At 62.9% G+C, this 21,796-nt stretch carries 20 protein-coding genes; 12 read left to right on the forward strand and 8 right to left on the reverse strand.

Annotated features, from left to right (window positions below; translation table 11 throughout):
• Positions 1–141 precede the first annotated feature (141 nt).
• Genes AC0L2U_RS20150 through AC0L2U_RS20165 form a run of 4 tightly spaced genes read left to right on the forward strand, consistent with a single transcriptional unit; the run spans position 142 to position 3,547 of the window.
• A complete protein-coding gene (locus AC0L2U_RS20150) occupies positions 142–879 on the forward strand; it encodes an ATP-binding cassette domain-containing protein (protein WP_127267483.1) in 738 nt (245 codons plus the stop codon).
• Complete coding sequence (locus AC0L2U_RS20155; RefSeq protein ID WP_292138863.1) at positions 872–1,630, forward strand: ATP-binding cassette domain-containing protein; 759 nt, start codon at positions 872–874, stop codon at positions 1,628–1,630. Before AC0L2U_RS20150 ends, AC0L2U_RS20155 begins: the two co-directional genes overlap by 8 nt.
• Positions 1,627–2,577 (forward strand): ABC transporter permease, encoded by a 951-nt coding sequence (locus AC0L2U_RS20160; RefSeq protein WP_292138862.1) that lies wholly within the window; start codon positions 1,627–1,629, stop codon positions 2,575–2,577. The genes AC0L2U_RS20155 and AC0L2U_RS20160 overlap by 4 nt, the downstream gene beginning before the upstream one ends.
• A 1-nt stretch (position 2,578) precedes the next feature.
• The gene (locus AC0L2U_RS20165; protein ID WP_127811133.1) at positions 2,579–3,547 is read left to right on the forward strand and encodes an ABC transporter permease; all 969 of its coding nucleotides are present in this window, start codon (positions 2,579–2,581) and stop codon (positions 3,545–3,547) included.
• A 9-nt stretch (positions 3,548–3,556) separates the two neighbouring features.
• On the opposite strand, the gene AC0L2U_RS20170 is transcribed toward AC0L2U_RS20165, so the two are convergent.
• Both AC0L2U_RS20170 and AC0L2U_RS20175 read right to left on the reverse strand, forming a co-directional pair.
• The gene (locus tag AC0L2U_RS20170; protein WP_292138860.1) at positions 3,557–4,396 is read right to left on the reverse strand and encodes an amidohydrolase family protein; all 840 of its coding nucleotides are present in this window, start codon (positions 4,394–4,396) and stop codon (positions 3,557–3,559) included.
• 65 nt (positions 4,397–4,461) lie between these two features.
• Positions 4,462–5,247, reverse strand: coding sequence for an IclR family transcriptional regulator (locus tag AC0L2U_RS20175; protein WP_127267478.1), 786 nt, complete (start codon positions 5,245–5,247; stop codon positions 4,462–4,464).
• A gap of 168 nt (positions 5,248–5,415) precedes the next feature.
• On the opposite strand from AC0L2U_RS20175, the gene AC0L2U_RS20180 reads away from it, so the two are divergent.
• The 8 genes from AC0L2U_RS20180 (at position 5,416) to AC0L2U_RS20215 (ending at position 12,714) form a co-directional block, all read left to right on the forward strand.
• Complete coding sequence (locus AC0L2U_RS20180; RefSeq protein ID WP_473602543.1) at positions 5,416–6,735, forward strand: ABC transporter substrate-binding protein; 1,320 nt, start codon at positions 5,416–5,418, stop codon at positions 6,733–6,735.
• 133 nt (positions 6,736–6,868) lie between these two features.
• The gene (locus AC0L2U_RS20185; protein WP_473602544.1) at positions 6,869–7,765 is read left to right on the forward strand and encodes a carbohydrate ABC transporter permease; all 897 of its coding nucleotides are present in this window, start codon (positions 6,869–6,871) and stop codon (positions 7,763–7,765) included.
• Positions 7,766–7,767: 2 nt separating this feature from the next.
• A complete protein-coding gene (locus tag AC0L2U_RS20190) occupies positions 7,768–8,634 on the forward strand; it encodes a carbohydrate ABC transporter permease (RefSeq protein WP_127267476.1) in 867 nt (288 codons plus the stop codon).
• 4 nt (positions 8,635–8,638) lie between these two features.
• The gene (locus AC0L2U_RS20195) at positions 8,639–9,736 is read left to right on the forward strand and encodes an ABC transporter ATP-binding protein (protein WP_292561129.1); all 1,098 of its coding nucleotides are present in this window, start codon (positions 8,639–8,641) and stop codon (positions 9,734–9,736) included.
• A gap of 5 nt (positions 9,737–9,741) precedes the next feature.
• A complete protein-coding gene (locus AC0L2U_RS20200; protein WP_473602546.1) occupies positions 9,742–10,854 on the forward strand; it encodes a mandelate racemase/muconate lactonizing enzyme family protein in 1,113 nt (370 codons plus the stop codon).
• A gap of 9 nt (positions 10,855–10,863) precedes the next feature.
• On the forward strand, positions 10,864–11,193 hold the full coding sequence (locus tag AC0L2U_RS20205) for an L-rhamnose mutarotase (protein ID WP_128288277.1): 330 nt from the start codon (positions 10,864–10,866) through the stop codon (positions 11,191–11,193).
• Positions 11,189–12,262, forward strand: a complete 1,074-nt coding sequence (locus AC0L2U_RS20210) for a Gfo/Idh/MocA family protein (RefSeq protein WP_206622039.1) — start codon at positions 11,189–11,191, stop codon at positions 12,260–12,262. The genes AC0L2U_RS20205 and AC0L2U_RS20210 overlap by 5 nt, the downstream gene beginning before the upstream one ends.
• Entirely contained in the window at positions 12,259–12,714 is a 456-nt protein-coding gene (locus tag AC0L2U_RS20215) for a MaoC/PaaZ C-terminal domain-containing protein (protein WP_164781743.1), read from the forward strand. Before AC0L2U_RS20210 ends, AC0L2U_RS20215 begins: the two co-directional genes overlap by 4 nt.
• A gap of 27 nt (positions 12,715–12,741) precedes the next feature.
• On the opposite strand, the gene AC0L2U_RS20220 is transcribed toward AC0L2U_RS20215, so the two are convergent.
• From AC0L2U_RS20220 to phnA, 6 genes are all read right to left on the reverse strand, one after another.
• Complete coding sequence (locus tag AC0L2U_RS20220; protein WP_292678609.1) at positions 12,742–14,754, reverse strand: putative 2-aminoethylphosphonate ABC transporter permease subunit; 2,013 nt, start codon at positions 14,752–14,754, stop codon at positions 12,742–12,744.
• Entirely contained in the window at positions 14,738–15,871 is a 1,134-nt protein-coding gene (locus tag AC0L2U_RS20225; RefSeq protein WP_128288307.1) for a putative 2-aminoethylphosphonate ABC transporter ATP-binding protein, read from the reverse strand. Before AC0L2U_RS20225 ends, AC0L2U_RS20220 begins: the two co-directional genes overlap by 17 nt.
• A 122-nt stretch (positions 15,872–15,993) precedes the next feature.
• A complete protein-coding gene (locus tag AC0L2U_RS20230) occupies positions 15,994–17,019 on the reverse strand; it encodes a putative 2-aminoethylphosphonate ABC transporter substrate-binding protein (protein ID WP_127381958.1) in 1,026 nt (341 codons plus the stop codon).
• Positions 17,020–17,418: 399 nt separating this feature from the next.
• Positions 17,419–18,777 carry a (R)-1-hydroxy-2-aminoethylphosphonate ammonia-lyase gene (gene pbfA / locus AC0L2U_RS20235; protein WP_127266990.1) on the reverse strand — a complete coding sequence of 453 codons (1,359 nt, stop codon included), beginning with the start codon at positions 18,775–18,777 and terminating at the stop codon, positions 17,419–17,421.
• 71 nt (positions 18,778–18,848) lie between these two features.
• Positions 18,849–20,306 (reverse strand): phosphonoacetaldehyde dehydrogenase, encoded by a 1,458-nt coding sequence (gene phnY, locus AC0L2U_RS20240; RefSeq protein ID WP_127811141.1) that lies wholly within the window; start codon positions 20,304–20,306, stop codon positions 18,849–18,851.
• Positions 20,307–20,530: 224 nt separating this feature from the next.
• Positions 20,531–21,790 (reverse strand): phosphonoacetate hydrolase, encoded by a 1,260-nt coding sequence (phnA, locus tag AC0L2U_RS20245; protein WP_127266988.1) that lies wholly within the window; start codon positions 21,788–21,790, stop codon positions 20,531–20,533.
• Positions 21,791–21,796 lie beyond the last annotated feature (6 nt).

Raw genomic sequence — 21,796 nt, forward strand, 5'->3', positions numbered from 1 at the left:
CCCCCCCCCCCCCCCCCCCCCCCCCCCCCCCCCCCCCCCCCCCCCCCCCCCCCCCCCCCCCCCCCCCCCCCCCCCCAAACCCCCCCCCCCCCCCCCCCCCCCCCCCCCCCCCCCCCCCCTGCCAGCATCGAATTGTGACACATGCTTGAAATCAAAACCATATCCAAACGCTATGGCGAGACGATCGCGCTCGCGGACGCATCGATCGCGTTCCGGGCGGGGACCATCCACACCATTCTGGGCGAGAACGGTTCGGGCAAGAGCACCATGGTCAAGCTGTTGTCCGGCATCGTCCAGCCGGACAGCGGTGTGATCCTGCTGCACGGCAAGCCATTCCCTGGCGCCAATCCATCGGCCTTCCAGGCGCAAGGCTTCGCCACGGTATTCCAGGAGGTGCTGATCGCGCCGGACCGCAGCGTAACCGACAACATCCTGCTCGGCCTCGACGGACTGGTCCGACGTGCCGTTCCCCGCCATGAGCGCCGTGACCGGGCGGAAGCTGCGCTGAAGCGCTTCGCGGTCACCGACGTCCCCCTCGACAAGCCAGCCGGCCTGCTGCCGCTTGCCGCGCAGCAACTGGTCGTCCTTGCTCGCGCGATCGTGCGCAACCCCAAGATCCTGATCCTCGACGAGGTCACCGCCGCGCTTGACTTCGCCGACCGCGAATCGGTGTTTTCGTTGATGCGTGCGCTTGCCGGCGAAGGCTGCCTGATCCTGTTCATCACCCATCGCATGGACGAGGTGATGTCGCTTTCGGACCGCATCTCGATCCTGCGGGGCGGCAGCGTCGTGCGCACCGAAGAGCGCGGCGCTTCCACGCCGGCGGAACTTCTCAAGGCGATGGCGCCACGTACCGCTGCGGAATTGGCGCATGGCTGATCGCACTGCTCTCGATTTTGGTGGTCTTGCCGTTCGCGAACTCGTCATCGCGCCCGGCGCCAGCCCGATCACGCAGGCCATCGCTCCGGGTGAGATCGTCGGGCTTGCCGGTCTCGATGGTCATGGCCAGGAGCTGTTTCTCAAGATGCTTGCCGGCCTGGAACAGTCCCATGGCGGCTCGATCGAACTCGGTTCATCGGGTGCCTCCCGCAAGATTACCGGGTTTCGCAAGGCTGTCGCCAGCGGCATCGCCTATTTGCCGCGCGACCGACGCGCCAACGGCATTTTCCCGACGCAGTCGGTGCTCGACAATTTCGCCGTTTCGACTCTGTCGCGCGACACTCGGCTCGGGCTGATCAGCCCCGCGGCGCGCAAGGCGCGGTACGACATCTACCGCGAAAAACTGTCGATCGCCGCACCCCGGCCCGATGCGCCGATCACCACTCTTTCGGGCGGCAACCAGCAGAAGGTGCTGTTGGCGCGTGCCTTGGCGCTGGAGCCCGCGATCCTGCTCCTCAACGATCCGACGCGTGGCGTCGACGTGGCGACGCGGCATGTGCTCTACGACGTGTTTGGCGGGCTCGCGTCCGACGGCATGGGGCTCGTCATCCTATCCAGCGAAATCGAGGAGATTCTTCTCCTGTGCCAGCGCGTGCTGGTGTTCCGTGAGAACGAAGTCGCGGCCGAGATCTCTGGCGACGCGCTCACCACCGACAGCGTGATATCAGCCATGTTCGGACGTGCGGCATGAACCCTGTTGCGCGCCTCCTGTCCCTTGGGCGAAATTTTGGCTTCGCGGTCGTGCTGCTGGTCGTGCTGCTCGCGGTCAATCTCATCCTCAGCCCCGGGCGGTTCCAGCCGGGTTCCTGGGGCGCGCTGGTCGGATTGGCCGCGCCCTTGATCGGCGCGGCCATTGCGTCCACGCCTGTCATCCTCGCCGGGCGTGGCGGTATCGACATCTCGGTCGGGTCATTGATGGGCTTCATCAACGCTTTGGCGATCCAGGTGCTGTTCCTCGGCGCCGGCATCTCATCACCCCTGGTGCTCGTTCCGGCGGCGTTGCTCGTCGGCGCGCTGGTCGGTGCTGCGAACGGCTTTCTCGCGACAATCGTGCGCATCCAGCCGATCGTCGCCACGCTCGGCACCTATCTGATCCTGGCCGGCGTCACGCTGACGATCCTGCCGGCGCCGATCGGCCCGGCGCCGGCTTGGCTCAAGGCCTTGTCCGGCCCGCTCTCGATGCTTCCGCTGGCACTGATGTTCATCGCTTGGTGGCTGGTGCGGCGCACGCCTTACTACGACCAGTTGATGGCGGTCGGCAGCGACGATCGGGCCGCCTACACCGCCGGCGTCGATGTCACGCGCGTGCGCTTCATCGCCTATGTCATGACCGGCATCTTCGGTGGCTGCGCCGGGCTGATGCTGACCGCGCTGATCGGCTCCGCCGACCCTAACATCGGGCCGACCTACACGCTGATCGCCATCGCCGCCGTAGCGCTCGGCGGCGTCAGCCTGGCCGGTGGGCGTGGCGGCGTCGCCGGTGCAGCCATTGGCGCCATCGACATCTTCCTGCTGCAAAGCGTGCTGACGACGTTCAACGTCTCGACCTTCGTGCTGCAGATCGCCTACGGCGCGATCCTGGTGCTGGCCGTGATGCTGACAGCGCTGCAGGAACGTCTTGCCACGAGGGGGCGCTAACATGACCGGGCGAAACCTGTTCGCGACAACCAACGCCCGCGTGGTTGGCGCCTTCTGCGTCGCCGCCCTTCTGCATCTCGCCGGCACGGTCCTCATTCCTGGCTACTCCGCGCCGTTTGCCATACGCGCCATGCTGGTGCTCGCCTCGCTGCTTGCCGTCGCCTCGATCGGCCAGACGCTGGTCGTCATCATGGGCGGCATCGACCTTTCAATCCCCTTCGTCATCGGCTTTGCCAATGTCGTGGCGGCGCAGCTCTATGGCGATGGCTGGAATTTTGTCCTCGTCTGCGGCCTTGTCGGCGTGCTGGCGCTCGTCATCGGCGGGCTGAACGGGCTGATCTCGCGCAGCCTCGACATCCAGCCGCTGATCGTCACGCTCGGCATCGGCATGGTCGTGCAAGGGCTGGTGCTGCTGTGGACAGCCGGCTTCCCGTCGGGCTCCGCGCCGCAAGCGGTTTCCAGCTTCGTGTCGATCGGCGGATCGGCCGGACCGCTGCCGGTGCCGTGGCTGGTGCCGAGCCTGGTCGTGCTGGCCGCACTCGTCGTGCTGGTGCTGGAGCGAACGCCCTATGGCCGCCGGCTCTACGCGCTGGGCAGCAATCCGGGCGCGGCGCCACTGGCGCTGATTGACCCGGTTCGCATGTGGGTCATCACCTATGCCGCAAGCGCCTTCTTCGCCGCTGTGGCAGGGGTGCTGCTGCTCGGCTTCACCGGTTCGGCCTATGGCGATGTCGGCCAGCCCTATCTGTTCCAGACCATCGCGGCGGTCGTCGTAGGAGGCGCAGCACTTGTCGGCGGCCGGGGAAGCTATCTCGGCACGATCGCCGGCGTGCTGGTGCTGACCGAGATCAACACGCTGCTGATCGGCCTCGGCTTCCAGCCCGCAGCGGTGCAGGCCGCGCTCGGCTTCGTCATCGTGCTGCTGGTTTCGCTCTATGGCCGCGAACGGCACGTCTCGACAACCATCTGAAAGGACCAGTCAGTCGAGCCGCCACAGCTTGCGGGCATTGCCGGACAACAGCCTGTCGCGCTCGGCAATGCTGCAGCCCGAGAGCAATGCATGGGTCGCCGCCACCCAGGTCGACAGGCCGCCGCCTAGCGTGCAGACCGGCCAGTCGCTGCCCCAGACGACGCGGTCCCAGCCGAATGAATTGATGGTATGCTCGACGTACGGCCGCAACGTCTCAACCGTCCAGCTGCCGGCATCGGCATAGGCGACGACACCGGAAATCTTGGCCATGACATTCGGGCGCCGGGCGATGTCGCTCATATGCTCGCGCCATGGATGTTCGCTCTTGCCTTTGATGTCGGGGACGCCGCAATGGTCGAGGATGAACGTCACATCGGGTGCCAGATCGGCCAGCGCGATCGCCTTGGGGATCTGGTGCGGCAGCACGACGAGATCGAAGGTCAGGCCGGTGCCGCCAAGCCGCTTTATGCTGTCGCGAAACACCGCACCTTCCGAGAGATCGTCGGGCACGACATGGAGGACGCGGCGAAAGCCTTTTACGAACGGGTTTGCCCGCTGCCGTTCGAGATAGGCCGCGAAGTCCCCTTCCTCAGGGCGGCAGGACGCGATCACCCCGGCCAGCATGCTGCCGGACTGCCGTGACAGTCCTTCCACACGAGCGGTCTCGGCTTCGATGTCGGCCGCATCGACATCGACCTCCATATGCAGCACACGCCCGACGCCGACACGCTGCGCCTCCGTCGCGTAGTCTTCATAAGAGAAATCGCGGTTGAGCGCCGGCACGCCGGCGAGCCAGGGATAGCGCAGGGCCGAGCGATCGATCAGGTGAAGATGGGTATCGATGATCATGGTGAGGCTCCTCCCTCTGGCTTTTTAAATCATCTCACGGGGGAATTCTTCATTCAAATAAGAATTCATGCCGATGAGCCGACTGCTGATCCAGCGAGGTGCGACAGCTTTTCACACGTCGCCAGCAACAGTTCGATCGTCCTGGTGATGTCGGGCGCGGAAGGCGCGTTGACCACCGTGATGTAGGGAATCGACAGCGCGGCGATCGCCTTGCCGTCGGAGCTTCGCACCGGGGCCGACAGGTTGAAGACGCCGGCTGTCTGCATCGAGGCCATCATCTCGTAGCCACGGTCGCGGATCTGGTCGAGACGAGTGAAGAACTCGGTCGATTGCGCCGTCTTGTCGGTGCTGCGGACGTGTTCGGAAATCATCATCTGGCGCTCTTCCGGTGAGCGGAAGGCGAGCAGCACATGTCCCGATCCGGTGTCGAACAAACTGATATGGGAGCCGACCCGGATCGATATGCCCCAGTAGTTCGGTGCTTCCTGCTGGCCGATGACGACGGCAGAACCGCGATCAAAAACAACCAGTTGGTTGGCCTGCTGCGATGTCTCGGCAAGCTCACGCATCAGCGGCGTCGCATAGGAGACCAGCCGCCGTACCGGCGCATGCAACTGTGCCAGGCCGAACAGCTTGAGCGTCAGCGAATAGCGGTCGCCGTCGAGGCGCGTGACGTAGCCGCGCCGCACCAGCCGGTCGAGCATGCGATAGAATTCGTTGGGACTGCGGTCGAGTTTCTTGGCGATTTCGGCCTGGGTCAGGCCGCCGTCGACGCCCGCCAGCAGTTCGAGGATATCGAGCCCCTTGTCGAGCGCCGGCGCGCGATAGCGCTCGTCTTCGCTGTCGTCCATGGGCTCATCTCCAGTGAATTTCACCCTTCATATACGCAGGAACGTGCGCGGCGGAAACAAATTTCGCCTTGACGTGTCTATGAATGTTTTGTTTGTATATGAATGTAGCACTTCTTGTCATCAGACGAGTTGCGGTCGCCGCGGAGGCGGCACCAAGGGAGGATACCAATGAACAGACTGCTTTCCGGCGTGTGCGCCGGTGCATTGTTGCTCGCGTCAGGTACGGGCGCTGCCCTTGCCGGCGACCTGCCCGGCAAGTTCGAAGGCGTGACCGTCGACGTGAAGCTGATCGGCGGCCAGCAGTATGAAAAGCTCTACGAGCGCATTCCCGAATGGGAGAGGGCGACCGGCGCCAAGGTCAACATCCTGACCAAGAAGAACGGCTTCGACATCGACAAGGAACTCAAGTCCGACATCGCCTCCGGCAGCACCAACTGGTGCGTCGGCTGGAACCACTCGTCCTTCGCGCCGCAATATACGGGCCTTTACACCGACCTCAGCAAATTGCTGCCAAAGGAAGAGATCGACGCCTTCGTTCCGTCGACCATCAAGTCGGCGACGATCGACGGCAAGCTGGAGATGCTGCCGCGCGCGCAGTTCGACGTTTCGGCGCTCTACTACCAGAAGAGCCTGTACGAGAACGCCGACAACAAGACCAAGTTCAAGGCGAAATACGGCTATGATCTGGTGCCGCCGGATACCTGGAAGGAAGTCACCGACCAGGCTGAGTTCTTCGCCAACCCGCCCAATTTCTACGGCACGCAGTTCGCCGGCAAGGAAGAGGCGATCAACGGCCGCTTCTACGAGATGGTGGTCGCCGAGGGCGGCGAATACCTCGACAAGGACGGCAAGCCGGTCTTCAACTCCGAGGCCGGCATTCGGGCGCTCGACTGGTTCGTCAACCTCTACAAGGCCAAGGCCGTGCCGGCCGGCACCACCAACTACCTCTGGGACGATCTCGGCCAGGGCTTTGCCTCCGGCACCGTCGCCATCAACCTCGACTGGCCGGGCTGGGCCGGTTTCTTCAACGACCCGAAGTCGTCGAAGGTCGCGGGCAATGTCGGCGTCAAGGTTGCGCCGAAGGGCTCGTCCGGCAAGCGCACCGGCTGGTCCGGTTTCCATGGCTTCTCGGTGACCGAGAATTGCCCCAACAAGGAGGCCGCAGCTTCCCTGGTGTGGTGGCTGACCAACGAAGACAGCCAGAAGCTCGAGGCCGCCGCCGGCCCGCTGCCGACCCGCACCGCGGTGTGGGACTGGGATTTGAAGCAGGCCGAAAACGATCCTTACAAGAAGGAGGTTCTTACCGCCTTCCAGGAAGAGGCCAAGCACGCCTTTGCCGTGCCGCAGACGCCTGAATGGATCGAGATCTCGAACGCCGTCTATCCCGAGTTGCAGGCGGCGATCCTCGGCGACAAGACCTCCAAGCAGGCACTGGACGGTGCGGCCGCCAAGGCGACGCAAATCCTCCAGGACGCCGGCAAGCTCTAGAAACGGGCTCCCAGGGCTGCCTCCCCCATTGGTAATGGGGGAGGCGATCGCGTTTCGCGGCCAGCGGTTTGCGCTAACCCATCGCCCCCGGCCCACGCACCGCCGTCCAAATGCAAACACCTCAAGGATTCTGATGAAGGGCTTCAAGCCATCCGCGCCATTCCTGCTGCTGCTTCCGGCCATGATCGTGCTGGCGGCGGTTGTCGTTGTGCCGTTGCTGTTGTCCCTTTACTCCAGCTTCACGCCGTTCCGCCTGACGCGGCCCGAAACGTTCTACGTCTTCATCGGCATCCGGAACTATCTTTCGATCCTGTCCAACACCGATTTCTGGTGGGCGTTCGGCCGCACGGTGCTGCTGCTGACCATCGCGCTCAATCTCGAAATGCTGCTCGGCCTTGGGCTTGCCATGCTGGTCGAGAAAGCGACACGCGGCCAGCGCATCCTGCGCACGCTGATGATGTTTCCGATGATGTTCTCGCCGATCCTGGTCGGCTTCCAGTTCAAGTTCATGTTCAACGACAATATCGGCCTGGTGAACAATGCGCTGCAGTCGCTCGGCATTACGCAAGACGCCATACCGTGGCTGATCGAGAGCCATCTCGCCTTCATCGCCATTTCGATCGCCGAGATCTGGTCGTCGACGGCGATCTTCGCCATCCTGATCCTCGCCGGCCTGCTCGCCATGCCCAAGGAGCCGATCGAGGCGGCGCGTGTCGACGGCTGCACGCCGTGGCAGACATTCCGCTATGTGACGTGGCCGTTCGTCATGCCTTTCGCCTACATAGCCATGACTATCCGTTCGCTCGACGTGGCGCGCGCCTACGACATCGTCAAGATCATGACCGATGGCGGACCGGCGGGCCGCACCGAACTGCTATGGACCCTGGTGGCCCGCACCGCCTACAGCGACGGGCGCATGGGCATGGCCAACGCCATGGCCTATTTCTCGATCCTGCTGTCGATCGCCTTCACCGTCTACTTCTTCAACAAGCTCGCCGCGGCGCGCACGCAGATTGGTGCGGAGTGGTGAAGATGGACGAGAATTCTTCCGCCCGCCTGAAGCGCCGGCTGCTGGGCATCGTCTATCGCATTGGCCTGTTCCTGGCGATGCTGACGATCTGCCTGCCGGGCCTGTGGATCGTCCTCTCGTCGCTGCGGCCGGCGGTCGAAATCATGGCCAAGCCGCCGGTCTGGATCCCGCAGGAGATTTCGTTCGACGCCTATGTCGCCATGTTCAGCGGTATCGGCAAAGGCGGCATTCCAGTGATCGAATATTTCCGCAACTCGTTGATCATCTCGGTGACCTCGACGGTCATTGCGGTGGCCATCGGCATGGCCGGCGGCTATGCGTTCGCGCGCTACCGCTTCCGCGGCAAATCGAGCGTCTTCCTCGGGCTGATGCTGACGCGCACCGTGCCGGGCATTGCACTCTCGCTGCCGCTGTTCTTCCTCTATGTGCGGCTCGGCATCATCGACACGCATTTCGGACTGATCCTTGCCTACGTCGCGCTCAACGTGCCGTTCACGATCTGGCTGATCGACGGCTTCTTCCGTCAGGTGCCCAAGGACCTCGCGGAGGCCGCGCAGATCGATGGCTGCACGCGCTGGCAGGCGTTCTGGCAGGTCGAGTTCCCGCTTGCCGGGCCGGGCATCGCGTCGGCCGCGATCTTCGCCTTCCTGACCTGCTGGAATGAGTTCGCTCTGGCCTCGCAGCTGACCCGTTCGGTGAGCGCCAAGACGCTGCCGGTCGGCCTGCTCGATTACACGGCCGAGTTCACCATCGACTGGCGCGGCATGTGCGCGCTGGCCGTGGTGATGATCATCCCGGCGCTCACCCTCACCTACGTCGTCCAGAAACACCTTGTCGGCGGCCTGACCTCCGGCGCGGTGAAAGGCTGATACCATGGCAACCGTTACCCTCACCAAGCTGACCAAGCGCTACGGCACTGTCGGGATCGTGCACGGCATCGATCTCGACATCGCCGACCGCGAGTTCATCGCGCTGGTCGGCCCGTCCGGCTGCGGCAAGTCGACGACGCTGCGCATGATCGCCGGACTGGAAGAGATCAGCGCCGGCTCGATCAAGATCGGCGGGCGCATCGTCAACGATTTGCCGCCACGCTCGCGCAACATTTCGATGGTGTTCCAGTCCTACGCGCTCTATCCGCACATGACGGTGCGCGAAAATCTCGGCTTCTCTCTGAAGATCGCAGGTGCCGCCAAGGAAGACATGGAGCGCCGTGTCGCCGAAGCCTCGGCCATCCTCGGCCTCGACACGTTGCTCGATCGCCGCCCCTCACAACTGTCCGGCGGTCAGCGCCAGCGCGTCGCCATGGGCCGCGCCATCGTGCGTGATCCTGACGTCTTCCTGTTTGACGAGCCGCTTTCGAATCTCGACGCCAAATTGCGCACGCAGATGCGCACCGAGATCAAGAAGCTGCATGCCAAGGTGCAGTCGACGGTGATCTACGTCACCCACGACCAGGTCGAAGCGATGACGCTGGCCGACCGCATCGTTATCATGCGCGACGGCCATATCGAACAGGTCGGCACGCCCGACGAGGTCTTTCGGCGGCCGGCAACCCGCTTCGTTGCCGGCTTCATCGGCTCGCCGCCGATGAATTTGCACGAGGCCACGATCGATGACGGCCAGATGGTTTTCGCCAACGGCGAAAAGCTGCCGCTGCCCGCTCAGTTCAAGGCCAATGTCACGACCGGCGACAAGGTTGTGTTCGGGCTACGGCCGGACGACATCTATCCAACCGGCCATGGCATCAGTTCCGGTGGCGCGGCAGACGTCCACCAGGTCGAGCTGCCGATCACCGTTACCGAACCGCTCGGCAACGAGACGCTGGTGTTCGTCGAATTCAACGGTACGGACTGGGTGTCGCGCATGCTGAACCCGAGGCCACTCCGGCCGGGCGAGCGCGTCGCCATGAGCCTCGACATGTCGCAGGCGCATCTGTTTGCCACTGAGACCGGAAAGACATTGCGGAGCTGATCGGCATGACCAGAATCGAGAAAGTCGACCTTTGCATGGTGGACCTTGTACCCAAGGTCAAACGCACCGACGCGATCCAGAGCTTCGTCAGCCAGGAAACGCCGATCGTCACCATCACCGATTCCGACGGTGCGGTCGGCACCGGCTACAGCTACACGATCGGCACCGGCGGCTCGTCGGTGATGCGGCTGTTGTCCGACCATCTGGTGCCGCGCCTGATCGGCCGCGACCCCGACATGATCGAGGCGATCTGGCACGATCTCGAATTCGCCACGCATGCCACGACCATCGGCGCCATCACCGCCATCGCCATCGCGGCCATCGATACAGCACTGTGGGACCTACGGGCAAAGAAGCAGGGCCTGCCGTTGTGGAAGCTGGCCGGTGGCGCCAAGGATCGCTGCCCGCTCTACACGACCGAAGGCGGCTGGCTGCACATCGAGACGGCAGCACTTGTCGACGATGCGCTGGCCGCCAAGGCCAAGGGATTTCGCGGCTCGAAGGTGAAGATCGGCAAGCCGCACGGGTCGGAAGATCTTGCCCGCCTGTCGGCGGTTCGCAAGGCGGTCGGCGACGGCTACGAGATCATGACCGACGCCAATCAGGGATTTTCGGTCGACGAGGCGATCCGGCGCGCCGCGAGGTTGCGCGAACTCGACCTCGCCTGGATCGAGGAGCCGCTGCCGGCCGACGATATTGACGGGCATGTGCGGTTGTCGAACTCGACACCGACGCCGATCGCGATCGGCGAGTCGCTCTACTCCATTCGCCATTTTCGCGAATACATGCAGAAAGGCGCCTGCTCGATCGTGCAGGTCGATGTCGGCCGCATCGGCGGCATCACGCCTTGGCTCAAGATCGCGCACGCGGCGGAGGCCTTCGACATTCCGGTCTGCCCGCATTTCCTGATGGAACTGCATGTCAGCCTGACCTGCGCTGTTCAGAACGGCCGATATGTCGAGTACATTCCGCAGCTCGACCAGTTGACCGGCAAGCGCCTCCGCATCGAGGATGGCCAGGCGCTGGCGCCCGACGAACCGGGCATCGGCATCGACTGGGACTGGGACGCGGTCAAGGCCATGAGCATCGCCGAATTCACCACGGCGATCACGAAATAGGAGACTGATATGCAGCGGATGGGGATGGTTCTGGGACTGAAGCCGGAAAAGGTCGATGAGTATGTCCGCCTCCATGCCGCCGTCTGGCCCGACGTGCTGGCCATGATCTCCGCCTGCAACATCAAGAATTATTCGATCTACCTGAAGCGGCCGGAGAACCTGCTGTTCAGCACCTTCGAATACCACGGCAGCGACTACGAGGCCGACATGGCGAAGATGGCGGCCGATCCGAAGACGCAGGAATGGTGGGCGGTCTGCATGCCATGCCAGGAGCCGCTGGCGACGCGCAAGGAGGGCGAGTGGTGGGCCGAGATGGACGAGGTCTTCCATCATGATTGAAGGCGGTTTCGACCCTGCCTTGCTCGTTCAATCCTGGCCAAAACCCTCAAAACCCCGGCCGATCGTCACTTTCGGCGCCGGATCGATCGTCGGCGACGCGCATTTCCCGGCCTACAGGAAGGCCGGCTTTCCAGTAGCCGGGCTTTATGATCCTGATCATGCCAGGGCTGAAAAGCTGGCCAGCCAATGGGGCGTGACGGCCTTTGGCTCGGTCGAAGAAGCTGCTGCCGTCGAGGGCGCGATCTTCGATCTTGCCACCCCGCCGTCGCGTCATGCCGATGTGCTGAAGTCCTTGCCTGATGGCGCGGTGGCGCTGATCCAGAAGCCGATGGGCAGCAATCTTGCCGAGGCGACCGCGATCCTCGAGATCTGCCGCGCCCGGAAGCTGCACGCAGCGGTGAACTTCCAATTGCGCTTCGCGCCGATGATGCTGGCGCTCAAGGATGCCGTCGGCAAGGGCTGGCTCGGCGAGATCGTCGACTTCGATGCCTGGCTGGCGCTGGCGACACCGTGGCAGCTTTGGGAATTCCTGCTCAAGGCGCCGCGCGTCGAGATCGCCATGCATTCGATCCACTATCTCGACCTGATCAGGCAATTGCTCGGCGACCCCAGGGGTGTGAACGCCAAGACGCTCGGCCATCCCAACCATGGCGTGGCGCAGACACGCACCAGCGCCATTCTCGACTATGGCGACACCGTGCGCTGCGCGCTGTCGATCAACCACGACCATAAGTTCGGCCGCCGGCACCAGGCCTGCGAGTTCCGCATCTGCGGCACAGAAGGTGCCGCCTATCTCAAGCTGGGTCTCAACCTCGATTATCCCACAGGTGAACCGGATGTGCTGGAGATTTACCCCAAGGGTGGAACGGACTGGGTCGCGGTGCCCTTGGCCGGCGAGTGGTTTCCAGACGCCTTCGTCGGCCGCATGGCCAATGTCCAGCGTTTTGCCACCGGAGAAGATGCTATGCTGATCAGTCCGGTCGAGGATGCCTGGAGCACGATGGCTCTGGTCGAGGCGGCGTATCAGTCGAGTGCGGCACCGGCGACGCCGATTGCGGAAAGACCCTGATGGAACAGATCCAGTATTTCGAAGACTATGAGATTGGCGCGTCGCGCCTGACCAGCGGCCGCACCATCACCGAGACCGACTTCATCGTCCATGCCGGCCACACCGGCGATTTCTTCCCGCACCACATGGACGCCGAGTTCATGAAGACGACGCCATTCGGCCAGCGCATCGCGCACGGCACGCTGGTGTTCTCGGTCGGCATCGGGCTGACGGCAACCGTCATCAACCCTGTCGCCTTTTCCTATGGCTACGACCGGTTGCGCTTCATCAAGCCGGTGTTCATCGGCGACACGATCCGGACGCGCACCACAATTACGGCCAGGGAAGACGACCCGAAGAGGCCGGGGTCGGGACGGGTGATCGAACGCTGCGAGGTGATCAACCAGCGCGGGGAAGTGGTGCTGGCGGCCGACCACATCTACATCGTCGAACGCAGGCCGACGCAGGGCTGAGACTTGGGAAAGTCCTAGAGCATTTCATTATCGTACCCGCCAACCCTGAGTTCTTTTCAGGATACCTTTCGAAACAGCCAAGTGAATGATCCGCGCGAATGCGTTGGTGTAGAAGATCATCATGCCCATGGCAGCAGCAGGCGCGGTGTCGCCAGCGTCGTCCATGTTGAGCACTGCAACCGAGGCGAGCGCCGTGTGTGTTGTATAGATGAAGACCACCGCGGAAACCGTCGTCATGGCGTTGACGAAAAGATAGATCGAGATGTCAAGGATTGCCGGCAGACAGATCGGCACTGTCACCCGCGTGAACAGGCGATAGAAAGGCTGCTTCAGCGAGGCCGCGACCGGCTCGAACTCACGATCGATCTGCTTCAGCGCCGTCAGGGCCGTCAAATGACCGACCGTGTAAAAGTGCGTCACGGTGCAGACGACCAGGATCGCCATTGTGCCGTAGATCGCGTGCAGCGGATTGGCCGGATTGTTGAAGAAGAAAATATAGGCCAGGCCAAGCACAAGCCCCGGCACCGCCATCGGCAGCATGGCGAGGAAGTGGAAGGCTGCCCGTCCGGTCCTGAAGCCTTCGGTCTTTTCGACGATGTAAGCGCCGACGAAGACGATGACGGTTCCAAACACAGCAGTGAGCAATGAGAGCGTGATCGAGTTGTAGTAAGAGGCCCAGCCCCCGCCATCCATGCGACCGAACGCGAAATTCTTCAGGCTGAGACTGAGGTCGTAGGGCCAGAACTTGACCAGCGCTGCGTACTGGCAAATGCCGATGATGCCGGCGATGAACAACGCGACCAGGCTGCAATAAGCCAGACAGACCAGGTCGAAGCGGCGATTGGGTTTTGCCTCGTAAGGCACCGAGCGGGCCGACAGGAGCGAAACCTGCCTGCGCTGGACCAGGCGGTCGACGACGAAGGCGGCGATGGCCGGGATCAGCAAGATGACCGAGACCACCGCCCCCATCTCGAAATTCTGCTGACCAATCACTTGCTTGTAGATATCGACGGCGAGCACGTTGAACTGGCCGCCGATGACCTTCGGCAAGCCGAAATCGGTGATGACGAGCGTAAACACGACAAACGCCGCGGAGATCAAACCGTAGCGCGCGCCCGGAATGGTAACGACCCAGAACGTCCGCCACTTGCTGGCGCGCAGCGAAGCGGCGGCTTCATATTGGCGCTGGTCGGAGATCGCCAGTGCCGTCGAGACAATGATCAGAGCATGGGGAAAGGTGAAGAATATCGAGCCGACGACAATCCCCAACGGACCGTAGATCGATATGCCGCCAAGCAGGCTTTTCAACAGGCCCTGGTTGCCGAACAGATAGATGAGGGCGATGCCGGGCAGTAGCGACGGCACCAGGATGGGAGCCATGGCGATGAGCCTGAATAGGCCCTTGAAGCGCATCTTGCTTCGGTTCAAAGCGTAGGCGAAGCCGAAGGCTATGCCGACCGTGATGATGGTGCTGATCAGCGCGATCAGGAAGGAGTTCTGGATCGAGCGGAACAGCGTTGGCGTCGAGAAGTAGGTTGTGTAGTTGTCCAACCCAAGCTCGCGCGCGGGCCTCAGCATAATGCGCCGAAAGGTGTTCGAATCGACTTCCTGCCATTCGGTGCCGCGGTGGAGTTGCGTGCCGATCAGGAAATAAGCGTCATCGGTCGTGCCGCGGACCTTGTATTTGACCGGGCTGCGGAAACTGAAATCCGGAAAGAAGCTGGTGGCCGGCAACCGACCATCGGAACTGGTCGCAAGCTTTTCTGGCGGGACCGCGGCGAGTTTCTCGTTCAGAGCGGCGGCCGTCACTGGCTCGCCGAAATTGCCGAGCTTGTCGCTGACCTGGAATTCGAACGCGCCAAGATCGAAGCTGTAGGTCGAGAACGATTTCGACAGCATCACGTAGAGCGGGGCTGCCAGCGACAGGACCAGATAGAACGAGATGACGACCAGCAGGCCGCGCTTGATCAACTCGTCCTTGTCGAGCGACTGTCGGAGCGCCCGACCGGACGGCATCAGGATATCAGTTGCCGCCGCCATGGCGCTCTCCTTGCGGGAAGACAAGCAGTCGGTCGGCGGGCAGTTCCACCGTTAGCGCTCCGCCTTCGGCGAGGCCGAGACGCCGCGTGGCGTTGACCGAGAAATCGGCGATCAGAATCTCGTCTCCAAGCTCTCCGCCGCGCAGCCGGGTGCGCCAGAACGAACCCAGGAATTCCATTTCACCGACGGTCACTTCGATCAGGTTTTCCGAAGTCTTCACCACATCGGGTGCTCCAGGCGAGCGCGAGCCCGGCCCGTGTGGAATCACGTCTTCCGGCCGAATGGCGGCGACGACTGCTTCGCCGTTCGCAAAGCTGTGCGGCGCGCATCTGAAAGCCTTCGTCCCGAAGCCTACCGAATCTGCTCCTACCGTCGCATCGAACTTGTTGGTCTCGCCGATGAAATCGGCGACGAACAGCGTCCTGGGATGGCGATAGATTTCAGTCGGGCTGCCGACCTGCTCGATGACGCCATGGTTCATGACTACAATGCGGTCGGCCAACGACAATGCTTCTTCCTGGTCGTGCGTAACCATGATCGTGGTGACGCCGAGCTTGCGCTGCAGCCCCTTGATCTCGTGGCGCAAGTGCACACGCACCTTGGCGTCGAGCGCCGACAGCGGCTCGTCGAGCAGAAGCAGGCCGGGCGAGGTGGCGATGGCCCGGGCGAGCGCGATGCGCTGCTGCTGCCCGCCGGAAAGCTGCGCTGGGTATTTCTTCGCCTGATCGGGCAAGCCGACCAGCATGAGCAATTCCTTGACGCGGGCATCGATCTCGGCGCGCGGCCGTTTGGTGTTTTCCAGGCCAAAGGCGATGTTCCTTTCAATCGTCAGATTGGGAAACAGCGCGTAGGACTGAAACACGATGCCGTAGTCGCGTTTTGACGGCGGCAGCGTTGAGATATCCGTGCCCCCCTGGCGGACGACGCCTCTGGTCTGCAGGTCGAGGCCGGCGACGGCGCGCAGCAGCGTGGTCTTGCCGCAACCCGAAGGGCCGAGAAAGCAGATGAATTCGCCTTCGTTGATGTCGAGCGAGATGTCCTTCAGCGCATGGAACTCGCCGAAGGCCTTCCAGAGATGTTCGATCCGCAGGTAAGCCGTGTTGCCGGCAGCGGTCATGGGATGCACCTCGGCCAGCGTTGCCGATAGATCAGCGACGGGTTCGTGTCTCATTTTGACCATCCGGGAAGAGTTACGAGAAGGGCGCCGCTCTGACGGCGCCCTGTCGAAATGCTCTGCGTCTAGCTCTTGGGCTCAGACTTGGCGTCGTAGCGCTTCGTCCACTCGTCGAGAATGGCCTTGCGGTGGTTGGCCGCCCACTCGAAGTCATTATCGATCATCTTGGACTCGATATCTGCGGGCAGGAATTCGACCGGCTTGGCGACATTCGGCATAGCCAGAACCGCATAACCTACATTGTACATCTCGTTGGCCTCCTTGCTGATCGACCAGTCGAGCAGCGTTTTGGCGGCTTCGAGATTTTTCGTTCCCGCAACGATCGCGGATGCCTCCATGTCCCAGCCGATGCCTTCGGACGGGATGACGATATCGAGGGGGGCGCCCTCCTTCTTCGATTTCGCGGCGCGGAACTCGAACGAGATGCCGATTACGGTTTCACCGGCGGCGGCCATTTTGCACGGCTTCGAACCAGAATGCGTGTAGGCATCAATATTCTGATGCAGGGCGTCCATATAGGCCCAACCATCCTTCTCGCCGAACAACTGCAGCCAGCTCGATACATCGAGGAAGCCGGTGCCGGACGAGGCCGGGTTCGGCATCACGATGTGACCCTTGTATTCCGGCTTGGTAAGATCTTTCCAGCTGGTCGGCTCGGTGAGGCCAAGCTTTTTGCCCTCCACGGTGTTGAAGCAGATCGAAGCCGCCCAGGCGTCCATGCCAACCCAGGCCGGTGGCGTGTCCTTGTCGACAAACTTCGGCTTGAGCAATTCGACGCCTTTTGGCGCGTAGGGCTCAAGCATGCCTTCGGTCTTCAGCACCAGAAGCGATGTAGCGGCAAGGCCCCAGACAACGTCGGCCTGCGGATTGTCCTTTTCGGCCAACAGCTTGGCGGTAACGACACCCGTGGAGTCGCGGACAAAGTTCAGTTTGATGTCGGGATGGCTCTTTGTGAAAGTCTCGGCGTAGCGGGCGAGATCTTCGGCTTCAATGGCGGTATAGACTGTCAGTTCGGAGGTTTCGGCAAAGGCGGCGGATGACATCAATGCCGCGGCGAAGGCCATTGCGATAGTTGCGTTGCGCGATTTCATGCTCAGTTCCCCTTTGATTGTTGGCACATTCTGCGATGCACTGTGACGATCTCGCCGGTGGACCTTGCGACCCTGTAGCGCTTGTGAATGTCGTCGTTGGGTCAACTCTGGGGATTGGTGATCGATAAGTAAAATCTATTTATTTTATGACAGGCAAACTTCTCCTGATAGTTGTCATGGAACTGTCGCATACCTGTTGCGGCCGCGATTTCGCGCTGCGAAAGCCCACGATTGGCAACGGAGACGGTTATGGTCAGCCGAACGAAACGCCCGTTGTCTGTGCCCGCAAACGCGGGTCGGACGAGCGGACAGTCACCACCAGATCGACGCCCCTTGCCCGTAAGCCCGCGTCGATGCCGGGGCATGCGAGCTCGCGGTCGGTGCGCACGGCCTTCATGGTCAGGCCGCCAGCACGGCGGTCTCGAGGATGTCGAGCGCACGATCGAGATCAGCTTTCGAAATGACCAGCGGCGGCGACAGCGTCAGCACATTGCCCTGGCTGACCTTGAAGCTCAGCCCCTGCCCCAGGCAAGCATAGAAGACGCGTTCGGCGAGATCGCGCGCCGGCTCGCGCGTATCGCGATCCTCGACGAGCTCGACGCCGACCATCAGTCCCCTGCCCCTGACGTCGCCGACATGGGGCGAGCGCGCCATCAGGTGCTGCATACGCTCCAGCATGTGCCGGCCAAGTTCGGCCGCGCGTTCGACCAATCCTTCCTCCAGGATGATGTCGATCGTCGTCAGTGCGGCGCGGGTCGTCACCGGGTTCTTCTCGTGGGTGTAGTGGCCGATCGCGAAGCCACCGGTGACGTCGAGGTCGCGGCGCGCGATGACGGCGGCGATCGGCAGGATGCCGCCGCCGAGCGACTTGCCGAGGACGACGATGTCGGGCGTCACATCATCATGCTCGTGGGCGAAGAATTTTCCCGTCTTGCCCAGCCCGGTCGGGATCTCGTCGAAGATCAGCAGCGTGCCGTGCCGGTCGCAGGCTTCGCGAACCCGCTTCCAGAAACCGGGCGGCGGCGGGTTGGGCGTCGCCCGCATCGGTTCTGCGACGACCGCCGCCACGTCCTGTTCGCGGCCGAGCACATAGGCGATCATGTTGGCGCAAGCGAGCCCCGAGGTTTCGAGGGAATCGTGGCCATAGGGACAGCGATAGCCGTCCCAGGGTGCGACGTGCTCGGTGCCGGTCATCATCGGGCCTGATATGTGCGAGCGGAAGGTCGCCTCGCCGCCGACGCTTGCAGCGCCGAAGCCGGCCCCGTGGAACGCATCCCAGAACGACACCGTCTTGAAGCGGCCGGTCGCGGCGCGGGCGATCTTCAGCGCGACCTCGATGGCATCCGAACCACCGGTGGTGAACAGCACCTTGCCGAGATCGCCGGGCGCCAATGCCGCCAGCTTCTCCGCCAGCTCGACGGCGGGCTCGCAGGTAAAGCGGCGCGGCGCAAAGCAGAGCTCATCGAGCTGCTTTTTGATCGCCGTGACCAGCCTTGGATGGCCGTAGCCGAGGTGATGCACGCTGTTGCCGTGGAAATCCATGAAGCGGCGGCCAGCGGTGTCCTCGATCCAGATGCCTTGCGCCTTCGCGATGGTCGAAAGGCAGGGGCTGGACAGACTCTGGTGCATGAAGGCAGCCGCGTCGCGATCGAGCAAGCCGCGGATCCGCGGATCGTCCTGCCCGGCATCCCATCGGCCGCGAGCCGCTGTGGTGTTGGAATCGCCTTCGGTGTGCACAAGCTCTTTGATCGCGGCCATCATGGTCTCCGAAACGCGAATGAGGGAGCGGCGAACGCTCCCTCCATTGTTTATCCGTCAATGCCGCCCGGTCAGGACCAGGGCAGCGAAAATGTCTTCACATTGGTGTAGCTCTTCATCGCCTCGATGACGCCTTCCTTGTAGCCATTGCCCGAATCCTTGATGCCGCCGAAGGGCGACATCTCGATGCGGTAGCCCGGCACTTCCCAGATGTTGACGGTGCCGACCTGAAGGCCGGCGATGTATTTCTGCATGCGCGGAAAAGAGTTGGTGCAGACGCCCGACGACAGGCCGAAGGCGGTCGAGTTGGACAGTGCGATCAGCGCATCATCGTCGTCCGGCGCGCGAACGATCGGGATGATCGGGCCGAACGTCTCCTCCATCACCAATTCGGATGTGTGAGGAACGCGATCGACGACGATCGGCGGCAGCAACGCGCCCTGACGACCCGGATTGTAGAGGATTTCGGCGCCCTGCTCGGCGGCCATGTGGACGCGGGCTTCGAACAGCGCCGCCGCCTTCTCGTGCACGACGGTGCCAAGGTCGGTCGAGCGGTCCATCGGATCGCCGAAGCGGATTTTTTTCGCCCGCTCCAGCACCAGCGGCACGAAGCGGTCGGCGACGCTTTCCTGAACCAGGATGCGCTTGACCGCGGTGCAGCGCTGGCCGGAGTTCTTTGTCGCGCCGGCGACGGCCAGATCCGCGGCTCTGGCCAGATCCTCGTCGGAGAGATCGTTGAGGATGATCAGCGGGTCGTTGCCGCCGAGTTCCAGCACCTGGCGCTTGTAGCCGGCGGTGCGGGCGATCATCTTGCCGACCGGCACGCCGCCGGTGAAAGTGATCAGGTCGATATTGTCGTTGGTGATCATCTCGTTGCCGATGTCTGCGGGCCAGCCGGTCACCACCGACAGCATTTCGGGCGGCAGACCGGCTTCATAGAGAATGTCGGCCAGGAGAAGCGCCGTCATCGGCGTCAATTCGGTCGGCTTGACCACCACGCAATTGTTGGTGGCGATCGCCGGCGCCACCTTGTGCGAGACCATGTTGAGCGGGTGGTTGAACGGCGTGATCGCCGAGATCGCCTTCAACGGCTCGCGGGTGGTGAAGATCTTGCGCGCCTTGCCGTGCGGGGTGAGGTCGCAGGAGAAGATCTGGCCGTCGTCCTGGATGCACATCTGCGCCGACAGCGTGAACACGTCATAGGCACGGCCGACCTCATAGAGCGAGTCCGTCTTGGAGATGCCGAGCTCGAGCGTGATGAGATCGGAGATTTCTTCGCGGCGCGACGCCAATGCCTCGGCGGCGCGGAACAGGATCTGCTGACGCTCGTAGCGCGTCAGCTTCGATTTGTAGCTGGCGGCGATCTCGAATGCTTTTCGCGCGTGCTCGGCACGCCCGGCCGGCACGGTGCCGATGACGGTGTCGTTCCAGGGGTAGCGCACCTCGACGACGCCGTCGGCATCAACTTTCTTGCCGGCAATGCGCATCGGCTCGTGGCGGACTGTGATGGCTGGGTCGAGCTTGGTCATGGGTTCTGCTCCAGCAGATTCTTGGGTACGTCGCGGGGTCGACCCCCACTCCGGCCCTCCGGGCCACCTCTCCCCCGATCGACGGGGGAGAGGAAATCAGGCGAAGTCGGCGCCCCCACGTTTCCCGGCTAAGCCGCGGCTAACCCTGGCGCCTTCCTCTCCCCCGTCGATCGGGGGAGAGGTGCCGAGCGTAGCGAGGCGGAGTGGGGGGTCCACACTAGCGCTCAGCCCGCCAGTGCCGCCGCCATTGTGGCGTAGTAAAAGGCGTCGAAGTTTCTCAACACAGGTTCATCAGGCAATTCCGGCAGCACACGATTGACGATGAACGGCACCTCCTGCTCGGTCAGCCCACCATGCGACCGTAGCGGTTCGTTCAGAGCCGCCAGGTCATGGCGATGTTCTGAGGTGCCGATCGTCTTGTTCTCGGTCGAGATCAGCACGATGTCGCCGATGCGATCTGCCGGCAGCTCAAAGCGCTCGCACGCCGTCGGGCTGTCGACGACCAGCATGATGCCGTCGATCTTCGCCAGCCGGGCCATGATGCCGGCCTGATCTGCGCCATCAGGCAGATAGGCGGTGGCAAACGAGCCGAGCGCGCCGTGATGCACGACATAGGGGTCGGTGATCGGCAGGATGACGCGGGCGGCGTCCTTGCCCAGCCACTCGTCGAGAAGGTCCTGGACATAGACGACGTCGGGCGAACCGTCCGCCTTGTGCTTGGGCTTCATGCCATGGTCGGCGGTGACGACGATCGCCGCGCCCAGCGCATCAAGCTCGGTCAGGTATTTGTCGAACATCTCGTAGAAGGCGTTGGCCTGCGGCACGCCCGGCGCGTATTTGTGCTGCACATAGTCTGTGGTCGTCAGGTACATGATGTCGGGACGGAACTCCTTCAGCAGCTGCACACCGGCGGCAAAGACGAATTCCGAAAGTTCGGCCGAATAGACCTCCGGCACGGGCAGCCCAAAATGTTTCGAGGCATTGTCGATGCCGTGCTCGGCCCTGGTGGTGGTGTCGGATTTTTCCGCCGAGAAGCACAGCGCGCGGCCTTCATCGAAGGCAAGGCCCTTGCCAAGCAAAGCACGCAGCTTGTCCTTGGCGGTGACCACGGCGACCTTGGCGCCGGCATCATAGAAGGCCTGGAAGATGGTCGGCGCGCGCAGGAAGCGCGGGTCGTTCATCATCACTTCCTTGCCGGTCTCGCGCTCATAGAGATAGTTGCCACAGATGCCGTGCACCGACGGCGGCCGGCCGGTGGCGATCGACAGATTGTTGGGATTGGTGAAGCTCGGAATGACCGAGTGCGCAAAACGCACCGTGCCCTTCTGCTTGATCCTGACCAGAGCCGGCATCAGCCCGGCCTCGATCGCCTCGTCGAGATAGGCAGGCTCGCAGCCGTCAAGGCAGATGGCGATGGCCGGCACACGCGGCCAGGCGTAGGTGCGGCCGTTGACCGCGACGTTGATGGGAGACATCTGGTTCATCTGATA

It is taken from the genome of Mesorhizobium sp. WSM4808 (assembly GCF_055811675.1).